Genomic DNA, 18,562 nt, shown 5'->3' with positions numbered 1-18,562 from the left:
GCTCAGTCGTCGGCCAGCCGCGCCCAGCGCTCGTGGTCGCGCCATATCCCGCCGATGCGCAGGTAGCGCGGCGAATAGCCCTCGTGGCGGAAGCCGGCGCGCTTGGCCAGGGCCAGCGAGCGGGCATTGTCCGGCTGGATGTTGGCCTCCACGCGGTGCAGCCCCAGCTCGCCGAACGCGTAGGCCACGCACAGGCGCAGCGCATGCGTCATCAGTCCGCGGCCTTCGCAGCCGGCCATGGCGTGGTAGCCGAGATAGGCGCTCTGGAAGCAGCCGCCCATCACCTGGCTGAAGGTGAACAGGCCGGCGAGCGCGCCGCTGCTGCGTTCGCGCGCCAGCAGCGCGATGTTGCTGCCGTCCAGGGTCTGCGCGTACCAGGCCTCGAAGCCGGGCACGTCGGTGAACGGATAGCTCCACGGGTGATGCAGGGCGACGCTGGCGCGGTGCGCCTGGACCAGCGCGATGCCGTCGCGGCGCCGCACCCGCGCCAGCGACACGGCCTCCTGCGCAGCCTGGCCGGCACTCTGGCCCATGGGCTCAGGCCGGGGCCGCCGCGCCGCCGTCGTCGCGGCCCATGACCTGGGCATGCCGCGACTTGAACTCGTCGAAACTCAGGCCCTGCGCCTGCGCATCGGCCTGCGCGGCGTCCTTCAGCGCGTCCGAGTACATCAGCCGCACCGGCGTGCCGGCACGCTCGTGCAATTCTGCCGCCTGCATGATCAGCGACAGCACCTGCGCGGCGCTCTCGCTCTGCCCGGCGATGCGCCCGTCCATGCCCAGCACCCACTCGCCGTCGCGGCGCACGATGCCGGCCAGCAGCGTGCGCTGCTGGTCGCGCAGCTCCGCGTGCGGTTCGATGGGCGCGGCCGGCGCGGCGCCCTCGGCGCGGTGGCGCAGGCGCTCGGCCAGCTTCTTGCGCAGATCGCGGCGCTGCTTGGACTCGATGGACATGCGGTTTCCTCAGCGATGACCCGACGACGATAGCCCAACTGCGGCCATGCTCACAGCGGGTCGGCCGGTTCGAGGCGCGGTACCTGCGCATCCGGCCGCGGCAGGCGCTTGCCGCTGCGCCGCTCCCAGCGCCAGAAGCCCCAGCCGAGCAGGAAGAACGCGCCCGAGCCCAGCGCCAGGTGCAGGGCGTGGCCGCTGAGCAGCGGCGACAGCACGCCGGCCACCAGCACGGTCACCATCAACTGGGTGAAGGCCTGCAGCGACGAGGCCAGCCCGCGCTGGCGCGGATACATGTCCAGCACCGCCAGCGCCAGGATCGGGAAGATCAGCGCGGTGCCCAGGCCCGCGAAGAAGATCGGCAGCACCGCCCACGGCAGCGCGATGGCCGGCGCCAGCGCGGTGTAGGCGATGTTGCCGACCATCGACACGCCGCAGCAGACGAAGCCGAAGCGCACCTGGCGCATCGGCCCCAGCCGCCCGGCCATGCGCCCGGACAGGAACGCGCCCAGGGTCATGCCGCCGATGGTGGGGATGAACAGCCAGGCGAAATCGCGCTCGGTCTTGCCCAGCAGCTCGATCATGAACACCGGCGCCGAAGCGATGTACAGGAACACCCCGCCGAAATTGAACGCACCGGCCGCGGCCAGGCGCTGGAAGCGCGGATTCAGCGCGATGCCGATGTAGTCGCGCAGCAGGGTGCGCGGCGCCAGCGGCGTGCGCGCCTGCGGCGGATGCGTCTCCGGCATCCAGCGCAGGGTGGCGACCAGCAGCAGCGAGGAGAAGCCGACCAGGAACCAGAAGATCGTCGGCCAGCCGCGGCCGCTGCCCAGGATCCAGCCGCCGATGATCGGCGCGATCGCCGGGGCGATGCCGAAGATCATCGACACCTGGCTCATCAGCCGCTGCGCGTCGTCGCCATGGAACAGATCGCGGATCACCGCGCGGCCAACGATCATGCCGACGCCGGCCGAGACGCCCTGCAGCGCGCGGAACGTCAGCAGCGTCGGCAGGTCGCGCGACAGCGCGCAGCCGGCCGAGGCGAGGATGAACACGATCAGGCCGGCGACGATCACCCGCCGCCGCCCCAACGCGTCGGACAACGGCCCGTGCGCCAGGCCCATCACCGCGTAGGCGAACAGGTACACGCTCACCGTCTGCTGGATCGCCACCGGATCGGCGTGCAGGCGCTGCGCCAGCTGCGGGAACGCCGGGAAGATGGTGTCGATGGAGAACGGGCCGAACATCGCCAGCCCGGCCAGCAACAGGGCCATGCGGCGCGTGGACACGGACGGGAGCGTCATGGGGACATCATCCTGAGAGCCGGCCGCGGCGGCCACAGGGCGGGCGCACACGCGACAGCGCCGTCCGGCATGGACGGGCGCGAGAAAAGGGAGTGCGGCCATGATACGCGCTGCGGCCGCATGCGCGCATCCGCCGCGGCGTGCCCATTCAGGCTGGTGTGGGCGCGCGCGGCCCGTCGTGGGGGGCGCCGGCCACGCTATAATCGCCGCGCAGCATGGTGGGAGAAGCGGGGCGACCCGCTGCCGAAGGCGCAAACGCCCGTAATCGCTCAGGCCCGATACCACCCGCACCAAGACTCTGGAGAGACCGGTCAAACCCGGCGCCGAAGGGGCACGAAGCGCAGCGCCAGCCGCCGCTTCCAAACTCTCAGGCAAAAGGACAGAGGGGCATTGGGAGGACGCGCGCTTCCCGTCGGTCGTGCCCGCCACAGCGGCCCGACGACGGCCTTGCGCGCGTCCCCGCCTCCTCGTGCCTTCCTCAGCCGGACGACTGCCATGTCTCACACCTCTTCGCTGCGCGACCTCGAACACCACTCGGCTTTCATCGAGCGCCACATCGGCCCGAACGACGCCGAGATCGCGCACATGCTGCGCACCGTCGGCCACGACTCGCTGGAGGCGATGACCGACGCCATCGTGCCGGGCAACATCAAGTCGGCGGCCGCGCTGGCGCTGCCCGACGCCATCACCGAGGAGGAGGCGCTGGCCAAGATCCGCGCCATCGCCGACAAGAACACGGTGCTGCGCAGCTTCATCGGCCAGGGCTACTACGGCACCCACACGCCGAAGGTGATCCTGCGCAACATCCTCGAGAACCCGGCCTGGTACACCGCCTACACCCCGTACCAGGCGGAGATCTCGCAGGGCCGCATGGAAGCGCTGATCAACTTCCAGACCATGTGTGCCGACCTCACCGGCATGGAGATCGCCAACGCCTCGCTGCTGGACGAAGCCACCGCCGCGGCCGAGGCGATGACCCTGGCCAAGCGCTCGGCCAAGTCCAAGTCCGACACCTTCTTCGTGCACGACGCGGTGCATCCGCAGACCATGGAACTGTTGCGCACCCGCGCCGAGCCGCTGGGCATCGTGCTGCGCGTGGGCACGCCGGAGGAAGCGCTGCAGGCCGAATGCTTCGGCGTGCTGCTGCAGTATCCGGACAGCTTCGGCCACATCGGTGACCACAAGGCCTTGGCCGACGCCGCGCATGCGCAAGGCGGCCTGGTCGCGGTCGCCACCGACCTGCTCGCGCTGACCCTGATCGCCGCGCCCGGCGAATGGGGCGCGGACATCGTCGTCGGCAACTCGCAGCGCTTCGGCGTGCCGTTCGGCTTCGGCGGCCCGCACGCCGCGTTCATGGCCTGCCGCGACGCCTACAAGCGCTCGATGCCGGGCCGCCTGATCGGCGTGTCGATCGACGCCGCCGGCAACCCCGCCTACCGCCTCACCCTGCAGACCCGCGAGCAGCACATCCGCCGCGAGAAGGCCACTTCCAACATCTGCACCGCGCAGGTGCTGCTGGCGGTGATGGCCTCGATGTACGCGGTGTACCACGGCCCCGAGGGCCTGGTGCGCATCGCCCGCCGTACCCACCGCCTGGCCGCGATCCTGGCCGCGGCGCTGCGCGGCGCCGGCGTCGCCGTCGGCGAGCGCTTCTTCGACACCCTGCACGTCACCGGCGTCGACGCCGAGGCCATCCACGCCAAGGCGCGTGCGGCCGGCATCAACCTGCGCGCGATCGACAGCACCGCGCTGGGCATCAGCCTGGACGAGACCGCCACCCGCGCCGACGTGGTCGCGCTGGCGCAGCTGTTCGGCGCGCAGGCCGACGTGGACGCGCTCGATGCCGCCACCGCCGACGCGCTGCCGCCGCAGCTGCTGCGCCACAGCGCGTTCCTGGAGCACCCGGTGTTCAACACCCACCACAGCGAGCACGAACTGCTGCGCTACATGCGCGCGCTGGCCGACAAGGACCTGGCGATGGATCGCACCATGATCCCGCTGGGCAGCTGCACCATGAAGCTCAACGCCACCGCCGAGATGATCCCGGTGACCTGGCCGCAGTTCGGCGCGATCCATCCGCTGGCCCCGGCCGAGCAGAGCGTGGGCTACAAGCAGCTGATCGACGAATTGGAAGCGATGCTGGTGGAGTGCACCGGCTACGACGCGGTCAGCCTGCAGCCGAACTCCGGCGCGCAGGGCGAGTACGCCGGCCTGCTGGCGATCCGCGCCTACCACCGCGCACGCGGCGAAGGCCATCGCGACATCTGCCTGATCCCCGAATCGGCGCACGGTACCAACCCGGCCTCGGCGCAGATGTGCGGCATGACCGTGGTGGTGACCAAGTGCGACGGCAACGGCAACGTCGACGTCGCCGACATCCGCGCCAAGGCCGAGAAGTATTCCGAGCGCCTGGCCGCGCTGATGATCACCTACCCGTCCACCCACGGCGTGTTCGAGGAAGACGTGGTGGCGATCTGCGAAGTGGTGCATGCGCACGGCGGCCAGGTCTACACCGACGGCGCCAACATGAACGCCCTGGTCGGCCTGGCCAAGCCCGGCAAGTGGGGCTCGGACGTGTCGCATCTGAACCTGCACAAGACCTTCTGCATCCCGCACGGCGGCGGCGGCCCCGGCGTCGGCCCGTGCGCGGTGAAGGCGCATCTGGCGCCGTACCTGCCGCGCACGCTCGGCGGCGACGGCGACGTCGGCATGGTCTCGGCGGCCAGCTTCGGCTCGGCTTCGATCCTGCCGATCAGCTGGATGTACATCACCATGATGGGCAACAGCGGGCTGCGCAAGGCCACCCAGGTCGCGCTGCTCAACGCCAACTACATTGCGAAGCGCCTGGCGCCGTACTACAAGACGCTCTACACCGGCCGCAACGGCCTGGTCGCGCACGAATGCATCCTCGACGTGCGCCCGCTGGAGAAGACCAGCGGCATCGGCGCCGAGGACATCGCCAAGCGCCTGATCGACTTCGGCTTCCACGCGCCGACGCTGAGTTTCCCGGTCGCCGGCACGCTGATGGTGGAGCCGACCGAGAGCGAATCGCAGCATGAGCTGGATCGCTTCATCGACGCGATGATCCAGATCCGCGAGGAAATCGCCGCGATCGAGGACGGCCGCCTGGACCGCGAGGACAATCCGCTCAAGCACGCCCCACACACCGCTGCGCAGGTGACCGCCAGCGAGTGGACCCACGCCTACCCGCGCGAACTGGCCGCGTTCCCGCTGCCGACGCTGAAGCAGCAGAAGTACTGGCCGCCGGTGGCGCGCGTGGACAACGTGTACGGCGACAAGAACGTGATGTGTGCGTGCATCCCGGTGGATGCGTACAAGGAAGACGCGGTGGTCTGAGCCGCGTCGTCGTTCGACGCTGCATTCGAAACCCGGCCTCGCGCGAGGCTGGGTTTTTTTGTGTGTGCGCATCGCGCGCGCTGCAGTAGACAAGTGCGTGCCGATGCGGTGCGTTGCACGGCTCGTTCACGCCGCGCCGCCCAGGATCGGGACTTCCGCCGCGCCCGTATCTTCACGCACCGGGCACACCACTGCGACGCCTCTTCCGCCACGCACCGGAGCACCCCCCATGGCCAGCCGCAAACGCACGCCCAGCGATCCCGCATCGTCCACCGCCCTCGCCTCCACCGCCGCGCCCGCCGACCAGCGCGGCCATGGCGACGAACTGCACCAGCAAGCCGGCGGCACGCATCCGCGGCTGACCACCAACCAGGGCATTCCGGTCGCCGACAACCAGAACTCGTTGCGCGCCACCCCACGCGGGCCGACGCTGCTGGAAGACTTCATCCTGCGCGAGAAGATCACCCACTTCGACCACGAGCGCATTCCCGAGCGCATCGTGCACGCGCGCGGCAGCGCCGCGCACGGCTATTTCGAACTGACCAAATCGCTGGCCAAGTACACCACCGCCGCGCTGCTCACCGAGGTCGGAGTGAAGACGCCGGTGTTCACCCGCTTCTCCACCGTCGCCGGCGGTTCCGGCTCGGTGGACACGCCGCGCGACGTGCGCGGTTTCGCGGTCAAGTTCTACACCAAGGAAGGCAACTGGGATCTGGTGGGCAACAACATCCCGGTGTTCTTCATCCAGGATGCGCTGAAGTTCCCCGACCTGATCCATGCGGTGAAGATGGAACCGGACCGCGGCTTCCCGCAGGCCGCCAGCGCGCACGACACGTTCTGGGACTTCGTCTCGCTGATGCCCGAATCGCTGCACATGATCATGTGGGCGATGAGCGACCGCACCATCCCGCGTTCGCTGCGCATGATGGAAGGCTTCGGCATCCACAGCTTCCGCCTGCTCGATGCGGAAGGCCGCAGCACCTTCGTCAAGTTCCACTGGCGGCCCAAGCTCGGCCTGCAGTCCACGATCTGGGACGAGGCGGTGAAGCTGGCCGGCGCCGATTCGGACTTCCACCGCCGCGACCTGTTCGAGGCGATCCAGCGCGGCGACTTCCCGGAATGGGAACTGGGCGTACAGCTGTTCACCCAGGAACAGGCCGACGGTTTCCCGTTCGACCACCTGGACGCCACCAAGCTGATCCCGGAGGAACTGGTGCCGTTGCAGATCGTCGGGCGCATGGTGCTGGACCGCTGGCCGGACAACTTCTTCGCCGAGACCGAGCAGGTGGCGTACTGCCCGGCCAACATCGTGCCCGGCATCGACTTCTCCAACGACCCGCTGCTGCAGGGCCGCCTGTTTTCTTACCTGGACACCCAGCTCAGCCGCCTGGGCGGACCGAACTTCCACCAGTTGCCGATCAACGCGCCGAAGTGTCCGTTCGCCAACATGCAGCGCGACGGCCACATGCAGATGGGCGTGCCCAAGGGCCGCGTCGCCTACGAACCGAGCTCGCTGCAGGCCGACAGCCCGCGCGAGACGGCGCGCGGCTTCGTCAGCCATCGCACGCCGGCCGAGGACGCCGCCAAGGGCCGCATTCGCGCCGAGAGCTTCGCCGATCACTACAGCCAGGCACGGATGTTCTACCGCAGCCAGACGCCGCCGGAGCAGGCGCACGTGGCCTCGGCACTGGTGTTCGAGCTGTCCAAGGTCGACACCGCGCACGTGCGTGCGGCGGTGGTCGGGCATCTGCGCCATGTCGATCCCAAGCTGGCGCAGCGCGTGGCCGACGGCCTGGGCATGGATGGGTTGCCGCCGGCACCGCCGGCCGCGGTCGCGCCGCAGGACCTGCCGCTGTCGCCGGCGCTGCAGTTGATCGGGCGAATGAAGCCCACCCTGCAGGGTCGCGCGATCGGCATCCTGATCGACGAGGGATCCGATGCGAAGGCCGTGCACGAGTTGCGCAAGGCCGCCACCGACGCCGGTGCGGCGGTCAAGATCGTCGCGCCCAAGCTGGGCGGCGCCGTGCTCAGCGACGGCAAGCGCCTGACCGCCGACGGCCAGCTCGCCGGCACGCCCTCGTTCGTGTTCGACGCGGTGGCGGTGGTGCTGTCGGCCGAGGCTGGCAAGCGGCTGAGCAAGGAATCGGCGGCCATCGACTTCGTCAGCAATGCCTTCGCACACCTCAAGGCGATCGCCGCCGACGCTGGCGCGCAGCCGCTGCTGAAGGCCGGCAATGTGCAGAAGGATGCCGGGTTGGTCGAGGCCAGCGACAGCAAGGGCTTCATCAACGCCGCCAAGACCCGGCAGTGGAGCCGCGAGCCGAAGCTGCGCCTGCTGGCCTGAGCGACGCGGCGGTTTCCGCCATGGCGCCGCACGGCGCGGCGCCATGGCGATATCGGTGAGCCAGCCGGAGTCACGGCCCCACTTGCCAGCCCGTGATCCAGTGCGCTGGGATGGCCGCGGTCGACCTGGGGGCACGCGTTCCGGCTAACCACCCGCCTCGGCTACGCGTGCCATGCCGCACAGGCGACTGGCACGGCGACGACAAAGATCCTGCACTTAGAGTCGCGTCACTGCACCCGATCAGGTTCCCCGATGCACCCAACGAGGGTCCGAAACCGGCCCCCGGGTCGGCTCAACGGCCGCCCGAACATCGCCTGGTCAATTTTTCGCCACCCCTCTTGACAGTGTTGTGTCACGGGCCGGCATCGGCCTTATCCACAACCTTATGCAGAAGTCATCCACACCCCCTGTGGACAAGAGGCCGATGGCGCCCTCACCCCACCAGAACAACTAAGTTATTGATTTATTGTCAAAAAGCCTGTCGCAGACTTGACAAGAAGCTGGCAAACCACTCCAGCACAGCCTGCCGGCGCCAGGCCCGAAGAAAACTTATCCCGAACCTCGAGGCGACGTGTCTACAAAGACACAAGGTGAAGGAGACGTGAAAACTTCACCCGTTCGCGACGGACGGTTGGCGCCGCCGGCGAGAGCCCTCTGTGACCGTGCCTGGCGCGGCTTTCCGACCGGCAGCATCGGGCTGTGCATGCTGCACTGCACCATGCTCAGGCAGCGGGTCGGCCCCTGCCGAGCTGGAGTCGCCGGGGCCTTTGCAAGCGCTCAGATGGCACAGGCGCCCGACGCGGCGTTCCAACGCTCAGGCTAGGGCGTCGCCGTCGACCACGGGCAGCAAGGACGCGGCCAAACGGCGCTCCATCTGTTTGAGGTAGTCGCTGAAGCCGCCGCATGCGCGCGCCACGCGGCGCGCGCTGGTGGTCACCACCGGTTGCGCGCGCCGCGCGATCCGCGCCTGCACGCGCACCATCGCCTCCACCAATGCCACGTCCTCGTGCGCCGCCAGCGGCAGGAAGCCACCGCATCGCCGATACAGCTCGGCGCTGAGGCCGAGGTTGGCGCCATGCACGTGCGGATGGTCGTCGTGACGGCATTCGCCGGCCAGGTAGGCATCGCGCAAGCGCGTGCCGTAGTCGTCCCAGTCGATGACCGTGACGATGCCGCAGAACGCGTCGCTGGCGCACTCCAACTGCGCCGACAGCCAGTTCGCCGGCACCACGGAGTCGGCGTCGGTGCAGGCCAGCCAGCGCGCGCCAGCGGCCAGCGCCGCCTGCGCCGCCGCCGCGCGGGCGCTGCCGACGTTGCCGGTCTGCAGCGCAATGGCGTGCGCACCATGCGCGGCGACGATCTCGGCGGTGCCATCGCTGCAGCGGTCCAGAGCGACGAACACCTGCACCGCCTCGCCGCGCAGACCCGCGCATTGCGCCGCGAGCGCCACCGAGCGCAGGCACGCCCCGATCAACAGTTCCTCGTCGTGGGCCGGAATCAGCACCGCGATCATCGCAACTGCTCCGCCGCGGCCACCGAATACGGCGTGGCACTCCAGGCCTCGAGCAGCACGTCGTCGTCCTCGTAGCGCAACAGCCGCGGCAGCCCGAGCGTCTGCGCCAGGCAGGCATGCACGGCGCGGCCATCCATGCAGGCCTGGGCGAACGGATGCAGCCAGTGGCAGGCGACCAGCACGCCCTGCTCGCTCAGCGAAGCGGCCAAGCGCTGGGCGCACTCCTGCAACAGCGGCAACGGCAGGTAGTAACCGACCTCGCTGAACACGATCAGATCGAAACGGCCCGCTGGCCAACTGCGCGGATGTTCGGCCTGGCGCACCTGCACATGCGCCGCGCCGGCGTTGCGCTGGCTGGCCAGGGCCACCGCGCGCTCGGACAGGTCGGTGGCCAGCAGCGCGTCGCAGCGCGGCGCCAGCGCCGCGGTCAACTCGCCGTTGGAGCACCCCAGTTCCCAGGCACGCGCGAAGCGCGCGCGCGGCAGGCTGGCCAGCAACAGGGCGCGCTTGCGCGCTTCGTACCAGCGCTCGCGATAGCCGAACGGATCCTCGTCGCGGTAGAGGGCGCCGAAATATTCCTGGACCGGGACCGAGCTCATGCGACAAACACCTCGAAGCGGCGAGCGAAACGTTGCAGGACCTGCGGCGGCAGGATCGGCGCCGGCACCGGCGGGTGTGCGGTGCCCAGTTGCGAGGCGAAGCAGTGCAGCGCCCGTTGCTTGGCCTGCCAGTCGGCATCGCTCAGGGTGTAGCGGAGCGCACCGCGCAAGGCCTGCGGCACAGCAGCGTCGGCCTGCAGCCAGTGCCAGGCCCACACCGGGAACTCGACCGTGCGCGCCGCGCTGGCGGCGACCGCATGCCGCACAGCGCGCGCGCTGGCCTCGTGGTCGGGATGGCCATCGTGGCGCCAGGTGGTCAGCACCAGATCGTCCGCCTGCAGGTGCGCCTGCAGGCGTTCGCTCAATACCGCCTCACCCTGGCCGACCTCGCCGTCGGCCAGGCCCAGATGGTGGATCGCGGCGGGATCGACGCCCAGGCAATGCGCGGCCGCGGCCAGCTCGGCGCGGCGCACCGTGCGCAGGCGCTGCGGCGTCCAGTAGGGGTGGTGCGGATAGCAGGCCTCGCCGTCGGTCACCGCCACCAGGTGCACTGGCATCCCCATGCGGCGCGCGCAGGCGATCGCGCCGCCGCAGCCCAGCGCTTCGTCGTCCGGATGCGGCGACACCACCACCAGCCGCGCGGCGCCCGCGATCAGCGCTTCGATCGGACGCTGCGGCAACGCAGCCAGCCAGGGCGAGCGCTGCCACGCCGATTCCGGCGTGCCATCGCCATGGATCTGCGGCCGTGCGGCGCTCACAGCCGCCATGGCTGCACCTGCTCGCCCAATGCCTGGCCCAGTGCGGCCCAGTCGTGCTCGGCATGGCTCTGCCGCACGAACACCGCAAGGTCGGCGCAGCGCATCGCATGTTCACGGTCGCTGCACAGCGGACCCGGGCCGAGCGCGCGGCCGACGCGATCGAGCACCTCGGTGGCGGCACGCTCCACGAACGAACGCAGCCGGACCACCGCATGCCGATGCGCCTGGTCGGGCGCGGCGTCGATGGCGGCAGCCAGTTCGCGCAACAGCGCGCGCGCCGCGCCGAGGTGCTGGTCGATCACGCCCAGGTGCATCGCCGCATGCGCATCGCGCTGCAGTTTGGGATGCGCGCGCAGGCGCTCGGCTACCGCGCACGCGGCGCCGTACCAGCAGGCGGCGATGCCGGCACCGCCATGCCAGAACCCGGGACGCTGCAGGTACTGACCTGGCGCGCCGACCGCGACCGCCGGCACCGCATCAAACGTCACCGGGCCGCTGACCACACGGGCCATGCCGACGGCAGCCCAGGCCTGCGTGTCGATGGCGATGCCGGGCTGGCGCAACTGCACCTGCACCAACTGCTGCCGTTCTGCGTCATGCGCGGTGAGCAACGCCTGATCGACGATGCCGGCACCGGAGCACCACGCCTTGCGGCCAAGGACCTCGCCGCGTCGCGCGTCGCCGCGGTACGCCAGACGCGCGTCCGGCGCTTCCGCGGCCCACACGGCAAACAATTGTCCGGACGGCGGCGCCGGCGCGCCGAGTTCGGCCAGGATCGCGAGCGCGTCGTAATGCGCTTCCAGCACCTTGGCCAGGCACACGTCGGCCGCGGCGATCTCGGCGAGGATGCGCCAGCGGTCCAAGGTGTCGCCCGCGCCAGGCAGTGGCAAGTGTGGATGGCGCGCGAGGACATGCAAGGCAGCGCCGCGCAGGTCGTCGGCGTCACCGAGGGCAGTGGGGGAAAGCAGTTCGGTCAAGCGAATCCTCTGTACGAAAGCGCCACGCAACGTCGGCGGTGGCCGCAGCGCAAAGCGCCCGAGATGAAGCCGCGTGCAATCACAGCAGACCGCCTGCGCAGCCAGCGTGTGTTCACCGCGCGGCGGCGTGCACACGCATGAAGCGTTCACCACAGCACGGTGCCATCGCCCCCAGCGATGCGCGGAGGCGATGGCGCTGCGCGGGCCTACGGCGTCAGGATCACCTTGCGGCAGTCCTGCTCCTTCTTGTCGAAGATGGAATAGCCCTGCGCCGCCTCGGCCAGGCTGAGGCGATGGGTGATGATCTCGTTCGGGCGCAGCCGGCCTTCGCCGATGTGCTCCAGCAGTTCCGGCATGAAGCGCTGCACGTGGGTCTGGCCCATCTTGAAGCTCAGCCCCTTGTCGAAGGCGTCGCCGAACAGGAAGCCGTGGATGAAGCCGGCGTACACGCCGGGCACGCTGACGGTGCCGCCCCGGCGGGTAGCGGCGATGCATTGGCGCAGCGCGGTGCCGCTGCTGCCTTCCAGCTTCAGCGTGGCCATCACCGTCTCCACCGTGCTGCCCTTGGCCTCGAAGCCCACCGCGTCGATGCTGGCATCCACGCCGCGGCCGTCGGTCTGGCCGACGATGATGTCGGCCGGATCGTCCACTTCCTCGAAGTTCAGCGGGATCACGCCGTAGGTGCGCTGGGCGAAGTCCAGACGGTACGGATAGCGATCGACCATGAAGATGCGCTCGGCGCCGAGCATGCGGCAGCAGGCCGCGGTCATCAGCCCGACCGGGCCGGCGCCGAAGATCGCCACCGTGCTGCCCTGGCGCACGCCCGCATTGACCGCGGCCTGGTAGCCGGTGGGCAGGATGTCGGAGAGAAACAGCACCTGTTCGTCGTGCAGCACGTCCGGCACCACCAGCGGGCCGACATTGGCCTTGGGCACGCGCACGTACTCGGCCTGGCCGCCGGCCACGCCGCCGTACAGGTGGCTGTAGCCGAACAGCGCCGCCGGCGGCCGGATGCCTTTCTGGTTCAGCGCCGCGCCCTTGCCGGTGTTGGTCGTCTCGCAAGCGGCGTACTCGGTGAGCCGGCAATGGAAGCACTCGCCGCAGGCGATCACGAACGGGATCACCACGCGGTCCCCCTTCTTCACCCGCTGCACGTCCGGGCCGACCTCCTCCACCACGCCCATGAACTCGTGCCCGAGCACGTCACCGGTGTGCAGGTCGGGGATCTTGCCGCGGTACAGATGCAGGTCCGAGCCGCAGATCGCGGTGGCGGTGACGCGCAAAATGATGTCGTCGGTCTCCACCAGCACCGGGTCGGGAACGGTTTCCACGCGCACATCCCGGGTGCCGTGATAGGTCAGAGCTTGCATGGGCATTTCCTTTCGTCTGCGAACACGTCCCGCAGTGTCGCTGCCGAGGCCGTGCATCGTCGGTGACCATGCCGTGAGTCCGACGTCGCGACCGCCGCGCATGCATGTACGGCGGCTGCTTTACCATGCGCCATCCCCACTGCGAGCCGATGCCATGCCCGACAGCCTCCACGACCTGCAGGCCGCCCAGCGCGCCTTCGCCGACGCCCGCGACTGGGGTCAGTTCCACAGTCCGCGCAATCTCGCCGCGGCGCTGTCGGTGGAAGCGGCGGAATTGCTGGAACATTTCCAATGGCTGGACGATGCGCAGAGCAAGCAACTGTCTGCAGAAAAAAAGCAGCAGGTCGGCAGCGAGATCGCCGACGTGCTGCTGTACCTGGTGCAGTTGTGCGACAAGCTGGACATCGACCCGATCGAGGCCGCGCAGCGCAAGATGCTGGTCAACGCCGCTAAGTATCCGGTGGAGCGCGCCAAGGGCCGCATCACCAAGTACACAGAGCTGTAGGACACCTGGCTAGCCGCGCGGGTCGCGGAGGCGCCAGACGTGCGGCGGCGGCATGCGCCGCCGCGTCATGGGACTGCTAGCTGCCCGAGCGCGAACTGCGCTTGCGCGCCGGCGACGTCTTGCTTGCGCGCTTGCTCGTCGTGCGCTTGCTGGCGGCGCTCTTTTTCGCTGGCGTCTTGCTGGCGGCCGACGTTCTGGCCGTCGACTTTTTCGACGCTGTCTTCCTGGATGCCGTCTTCTTCGTCGCAGCCTTCTTTGCCGAAGCAGTCTTGCTCGCCGCCTTCTTGCTCGCGGCCTTCTTGGCCGTCGTCTTCCTGGCCGTCGTCTTCCTGGCCGAGGCGGTCTTCGCCGTACCCTTCTTCGTGGCGGAGGTGTGCGTACCGGCTTGTTTGGCCCGGGTTTGCGCGGCCTTCTTGGCGGCGGTCTTGCGCACCGTCGCGCCCTTGGTCTGCGCCGCCTTCTTCGCGGCGGCCGAGCGGCTGCTGGCACTGCGCTTCTTCGCCGCGCGCTTGGTCTGCGTCGACAGCGCCTCGCTGCCTACGGTCTTGCGCGCGGTCGTGCCCTTGCTGGCGGTCTTGAGCGCCTTCTTGGCACCGCGCGAGCGCGTCGGCGAGGGCTTGCCCTGCTTGCTGCCCTTGGCCTCTTCCTGTGCCACTTTCTTCTTGGCGTCTTTCGACGCGGTCTTAGACGCGCCGGTCTTGACCCCGGCACGGCGCGCCTTGGACAGGCCGATGGCGATCGCCTGCTTGGTCGACTTCACCTGGGTCTTGCCGGCGCGCACGCGATCGATTTCCTCGCGCACGAATTCCCCGGCCTGGGTGGTGCCCGCCTTGCCTTCGCGCTTGGCGCGACGCGCGCGGGTGGTGGTGGATTGCTCCGGCATCGAGACGTCTCCTGAACGCGGCCACGGCGGCCATCGGCTTCGGGTGTAGCAACGCACAGGTAAAGAGCAGGCATACGACAGGCGAAGCGCGCGTGCATGTACGTGCACGCGGACGCACGTGCGATCAGCCGTCGCGACCGCACAGCGCCGGCGAATAGGCCTGGATGGCGTGCTGGATCGGCGCGTGGCGTCCGTACATCAGCACGCCGATCAGGGCGACAGACAAGATCGCATACATGCGCAGGCGAGCAGGCAACTGCGGCGCGCCGCGCCACTGCAGGTAGCAGGCCGTCGTCGTGGCACCGACGACCACGCCGGCCGCGACCTCGGACAGGCTATGCGCCCGTGCGTAGACGCGGGCAATGGCGATCACGCTGGCGATGGCGAATCCGCAGGCCACCGCCAGGCGCGGCCGCGGGCGGGCGCGCAGGCACAGCATGCAGGCCATCGGCCACACGCAGGCGGCGAGCATGGTGTGCCCACTGATCACCCGGAACTGCAGCGCGCGCAGCTCCACGCCGCAGCCGGCATAGAGAATCTTGGTCGCCCCCACCAGGGCCGCGGCGGTCGCCACCAGGCCCAGCCAGGTGCCGGCGGCGCGCCAACCGCCGCTGCCCAGCGCCAGCCACAGGGCGCAGACGAGCGCCAGCGGCAGCGTCATCGCTGCGTCGCCGAAATTGCTGATGGCAGACCACATACTGGGGGAAAACGTCCTTCGGCGTACGCGTCGTGGGGGCCACCGACGCAGCGCGCCGTGGCCGCCATGATACGGGCGATCGCTGGAACCGGAGGATCGTGGTGCGCAGCGCACGACGGAGGCACAAGCGCGGCCACTGATCCAGCCGCCGCCCTGCGCGTGCCGGCAGTCCCTGAGCCCCGCGTAGGAGCGGCTTCAGCCGCGACGGGCTTTACCGGGAACGCCCATCGCGGCTGAAGCCGCTCCTACAGAACACGTCCCGCCATCATCAGAGGCGCCCTGTCGCCGCTGCTGCACGGCACCCTGGATCCGTTAGCGTGCGGCGCAAGCCACCCGCCGCACGCGCCCCTCAGCTCGCGTGTGCGGCGCGCCGCTCCGCGACATCGTGCGGCGCCGGCTCCCAGCCGAACACGCTGCGCCCACCGTAGGCGTGCGATTGCGCACGCTCCTCGGCGATGTAGTCCTCCACCGACGGACCACGCGCGGTCGGCTCGAGCAGGCGGGCCTGCACGTCCAGGCGGCGGATCGCCTCCAGCTTCTCCTCGCGCCCCAGCTTGGCCTGCGCCACCGCGGTCTTGAGCACGCCGATGGTGTGGTCGTAGACCCGCGTGGACACCGGGAACGGATGCCGGTCCTTGCCGCCATGGGCCAGTGAGAACCGCGCCGGATCGCTGAAGCGGCACGGCGTGCCGTGCAGCACCTCGGCCACCAGAGCCAGCGCGCGCACCGTGCGTGCGCCCACGCCCGGCACCTGCAGCAGATCGGCGAAATCGCGCGGCCCGCATTCGGCGGCAGCGGCCAGCGCGCCATGCAGCCGCCGCACCACGACGTCGCTGCCGCGCACATCGTGTTGGTCGGGCAGCGACAGATGCGGCAGGTCGGCCGGCCGGCGTTCCGGCGCCACCGCGGGCGCAGGCGCAGGCGCGAACAGGTCGCCGGTCTCGGCGAACAGCGCATCGGCCGGCAGCGCAGTGTCGGACCGCCGCTGCGCGGCGCGCGCCGGCGCTGCGGCAACTGGCGCCGACGGCTGCGCCGCCTCCAGCGCGGCGTATTCGCGGGCGATGCGCTCCGGAGCAAGCGTCTGCAGCAGGTCCACCTGCGCCGCACGCGCGGCGGCGGCGCGATGATCGGCGAGATTGACGATCCGGCCCTGGCGCGGGCCATCGATCGCCGCATGCGGCGCATCGACGAAGCTGCTCAGGCCTTCCGACAGCCAGTGATAGCGGCGCGCCTGCTTGCGCGCGCCGTGCATGCCCTGCTGCACCACCACCCAGCGCCCGTCGTCGCTGACGATGAAGCCATGCAGGTACAGGTCGAAGCCGTCCTGCACCGCGGCGCTGTCGACCTTGGCCACCAGGCGGCTGACGCGCGCCAGTTCCGCGCCGTCCAGACCGGTCCGCTCGCCCACCACCTGCAGTTCGTCCGGCGTGGCCCGCGAATGCCGCCCACGGCCGCCGCACACATGGATGCCCAGTTCGCCGGACAGCGGCGCCAGGCCGCGCTTGAGCGCGCCGAGCACACTGGTGGTGATGCCGGAGGAATGCCAGTCCATGCCCATCACCGCGCCCAGCGACTGGAACCAGAACGGATGCGCCAGGCGCCGCAGCAATTCGTCGCGGCCATAGCTGTGAACGATGGCCTGGCACATCACCGCGCCGAGCCGGGTCATGCGCGCGCCCAGCCAGTGCGGCACGCGGCCGCCGTGCAGGGGCAGATCGGCGCTGCCGGAACGTCGGCTCATGGGGGCTCCGGGGAGAGGGACGCACCAGGGTAGCCAGTGCCGGTCTCACCGCGCGAGCCTGGAGGCGAGCGCAGGCTGAGTGGTTCAGTGCACGCACGCGCGAACGCAGCCAACCGACACGGGGGAGACGCGGCAGCAGATCGACGACGGTGTTGCGACGACGTAGACTGCGCACGGATGCATTCCGTTCCCTACGCTGCCTTGCAGCCCACTTGGCCCCGCCAGGGCCGTCACATCCTGGCGCGCTTCGACGCCGACGCGATCGATGTCTATCAGGCCTACCGCCCCGCAATCGCGCAGTTCGCGGTGGCCCATCAACGCTTCGGCGGCGAGTTCAACTACGAGCGGATGAGCTGGATCAAGCCGAACTTCCTGTGGATGATGTATCGCGCCGGTTGGGCGCAGAAGCAAGGGCAGGAGCGGATCCTGGCGATCCGGCTGCCGCGCGTCTTCTTCGACGACCTGCTGCGGGCCGCGGTCCCGTCGACGTTCGATCCGGTGCGCTTCGCCAGTCATGCTGCATGGAAGGACGCGGTCCAGCAGTCCGACGTGCGCCTGCAGTGGGACCCGGACCACGCGCCCGACGGCAGCGCGCTGCCGCGTCGCGCACTGCAACTGGGGCTGCGCGGCCAGGCGCTGCGCCAGTACGGCGAACGGCAGGCCATCTCGATCACCGACATCACCGATTTCGTGCACGCGCAGGCGGCGAACCTGCGGCACGGCGAGCCGGCGCTACAGGTCCCACACGAGCGGGTCTACGTCCCGCCGGCCAGCGCGGCGCGGAACGTCGGGCTGGACGACCAGTAGCCGCCGTCGGCCGCAGCGCCGCACGCGAGCAGGCTCTCCCGGCGCGTCGTCACACACACGGCGCGCGACACGCACCGGGCATACTGCGCCTCAGGTCGACTGCCCAAACACGCCCGATGTCCTACGCCGCCCTCCACACGCTGCTCGCCCCCTGGGGCGAACTGCGTCCGCAACCTGCATCCGACTGGCAGGGCACGTTGCCGCTGCCGCAGGCGCTCGCCGACTTCTATGCGCGGGTGGGGCCATGGGGCGACACCCGCGACGCCGCGGTCGGCCCGACCGGCCTGTCGCTGCAACTCGGCGGCAATCCGCTCGACATTCCGCCGTTGTGCAAGCTGTGGGCACTGCAGGCCGGCTATCGCTGGAACGCGATCGACGGCAAGCCCATTGCTGCTTGGCGCGATCACTGGCTGGTGATCGCGGACCAGGGCGCGGATCCGTTCATCCTGGACACCGCCAGCGGCGACGTCCTGTTCGCGTTCCACGGTGCCGGCGCGTGGCGACCCCATCGGCTGGCGGCCACGCTGGAAACTGCGTTCGGCGGCCTGGCGACCATGGCCAACACCATGGCCGAACTCGGCGACGATGCGTTCGACGACAGCGACGAACTGCTCGGCACGGCACGCACCGCGGTCGCCACGTCCCTGGCGGCGTACCTGGGCAGTGCGGCCGAGGCCGCGCACTTCCTGGATGCGCTGGAGTGGTACCAGGCCTGAGCCAAATCGGCTTGGCCTAGCGACGCGACCGCGGGCGACGCGG

The 18,562-nt window shown here is 70.0% G+C and carries 15 protein-coding genes, 1 pseudogene and 1 riboswitch; of the genes and pseudogenes, 5 read left to right on the top strand and 11 right to left on the bottom strand.

Annotated features, from left to right (window positions below; translation table 11 throughout):
• Positions 1-2 precede the first annotated feature (2 nt).
• From FHR66_RS03635 to FHR66_RS03625, 3 genes are read right to left on the bottom strand one after another with little or no spacing between them, the layout of a single operon-like run.
• Positions 3-533 (bottom strand): GNAT family N-acetyltransferase, encoded by a 531-nt coding sequence (locus FHR66_RS03635; RefSeq protein ID WP_160964351.1) that lies wholly within the window; start codon positions 531-533, stop codon positions 3-5.
• 4 nt (positions 534-537) lie between these two features.
• Positions 538-951, bottom strand: coding sequence for a hypothetical protein (locus FHR66_RS03630; protein ID WP_160964350.1), 414 nt, complete (start codon positions 949-951; stop codon positions 538-540).
• A gap of 50 nt (positions 952-1,001) precedes the next feature.
• Positions 1,002-2,252, bottom strand: coding sequence for a multidrug effflux MFS transporter (locus FHR66_RS03625; RefSeq protein ID WP_237475188.1), 1,251 nt, complete (start codon positions 2,250-2,252; stop codon positions 1,002-1,004).
• Between the two features lie 288 nt (positions 2,253-2,540).
• A riboswitch (glycine riboswitch) is annotated at positions 2,541-2,645 on the top strand.
• Positions 2,646-2,747: 102 nt separating this feature from the next.
• On the opposite strand from FHR66_RS03625, the gene gcvP reads away from it, so the two are divergent.
• Together gcvP and FHR66_RS03615 are read left to right on the top strand one after the other, a co-directional pair.
• The gene (gcvP, locus tag FHR66_RS03620; RefSeq protein ID WP_160964349.1) at positions 2,748-5,609 is read left to right on the top strand and encodes an aminomethyl-transferring glycine dehydrogenase; all 2,862 of its coding nucleotides are present in this window, start codon (positions 2,748-2,750) and stop codon (positions 5,607-5,609) included.
• Between the two features lie 229 nt (positions 5,610-5,838).
• Positions 5,839-7,953 carry a catalase gene (locus tag FHR66_RS03615; RefSeq protein WP_160964348.1) on the top strand — a complete coding sequence of 705 codons (2,115 nt, stop codon included), beginning with the start codon at positions 5,839-5,841 and terminating at the stop codon, positions 7,951-7,953.
• An 814-nt stretch (positions 7,954-8,767) separates the two neighbouring features.
• On the opposite strand, the gene FHR66_RS03610 is transcribed toward FHR66_RS03615, so the two are convergent.
• The 5 genes from FHR66_RS03610 to FHR66_RS03590 form a co-directional block, all read right to left on the bottom strand.
• Complete coding sequence (locus FHR66_RS03610) at positions 8,768-9,466, bottom strand: glycosyltransferase (RefSeq protein WP_160964347.1); 699 nt, start codon at positions 9,464-9,466, stop codon at positions 8,768-8,770.
• On the bottom strand, positions 9,463-10,065 hold the full coding sequence (locus tag FHR66_RS03605; RefSeq protein WP_160964346.1) for a class I SAM-dependent DNA methyltransferase: 603 nt from the start codon (positions 10,063-10,065) through the stop codon (positions 9,463-9,465). The genes FHR66_RS03610 and FHR66_RS03605 overlap by 4 nt, the downstream gene beginning before the upstream one ends.
• Positions 10,062-10,832: a PIG-L deacetylase family protein gene (locus tag FHR66_RS03600; RefSeq protein WP_160964345.1), complete on the bottom strand. Its 771-nt coding sequence runs from the start codon at positions 10,830-10,832 to the stop codon at positions 10,062-10,064. The genes FHR66_RS03605 and FHR66_RS03600 overlap by 4 nt, the downstream gene beginning before the upstream one ends.
• Positions 10,820-11,800, bottom strand: a complete 981-nt coding sequence (locus FHR66_RS03595) for an acyl-CoA dehydrogenase (RefSeq protein WP_456361723.1) — start codon at positions 11,798-11,800, stop codon at positions 10,820-10,822. The genes FHR66_RS03600 and FHR66_RS03595 overlap by 13 nt, the downstream gene beginning before the upstream one ends.
• A 206-nt stretch (positions 11,801-12,006) precedes the next feature.
• Entirely contained in the window at positions 12,007-13,170 is a 1,164-nt protein-coding gene (locus FHR66_RS03590; protein ID WP_160964344.1) for a zinc-dependent alcohol dehydrogenase, read from the bottom strand.
• A 154-nt stretch (positions 13,171-13,324) separates the two neighbouring features.
• Here FHR66_RS03590 and FHR66_RS03585 point away from each other — a divergent pair, with 154 nt between their 5' ends.
• On the top strand, positions 13,325-13,675 hold the full coding sequence (locus FHR66_RS03585; protein WP_160964343.1) for a nucleotide pyrophosphohydrolase: 351 nt from the start codon (positions 13,325-13,327) through the stop codon (positions 13,673-13,675).
• A gap of 388 nt (positions 13,676-14,063) precedes the next feature.
• Here FHR66_RS03585 and FHR66_RS03580 read toward each other — a convergent pair.
• From FHR66_RS03580 to FHR66_RS03570, 3 genes and pseudogenes are all read right to left on the bottom strand, one after another.
• Positions 14,064-14,558, bottom strand: a pseudogene (locus tag FHR66_RS03580) (DUF6496 domain-containing protein); the annotation flags it as partial.
• Positions 14,559-14,682: 124 nt separating this feature from the next.
• Positions 14,683-15,255: a phosphatase PAP2 family protein gene (locus tag FHR66_RS03575; protein WP_160964341.1), complete on the bottom strand. Its 573-nt coding sequence runs from the start codon at positions 15,253-15,255 to the stop codon at positions 14,683-14,685.
• Between the two features lie 349 nt (positions 15,256-15,604).
• Positions 15,605-16,996, bottom strand: coding sequence for a DUF763 domain-containing protein (locus FHR66_RS03570; protein WP_160964340.1), 1,392 nt, complete (start codon positions 16,994-16,996; stop codon positions 15,605-15,607).
• 177 nt (positions 16,997-17,173) lie between these two features.
• Here FHR66_RS03570 and FHR66_RS03565 point away from each other — a divergent pair, with 177 nt between their 5' ends.
• Both FHR66_RS03565 and FHR66_RS03560 read left to right on the top strand, forming a co-directional pair.
• Complete coding sequence (locus FHR66_RS03565) at positions 17,174-17,803, top strand: DUF4291 domain-containing protein (protein ID WP_160964339.1); 630 nt, start codon at positions 17,174-17,176, stop codon at positions 17,801-17,803.
• Between the two features lie 116 nt (positions 17,804-17,919).
• Positions 17,920-18,519: a hypothetical protein gene (locus FHR66_RS03560; protein ID WP_160964338.1), complete on the top strand. Its 600-nt coding sequence runs from the start codon at positions 17,920-17,922 to the stop codon at positions 18,517-18,519.
• Positions 18,520-18,562: the final 43 nt, after the last annotated feature.

It is taken from the genome of Xanthomonas sp. F4 (genome assembly GCF_011761895.1).
Note: the sequence above shows the minus strand (reverse complement) of the source record. Positions and strands in the feature narration are given on the sequence as shown.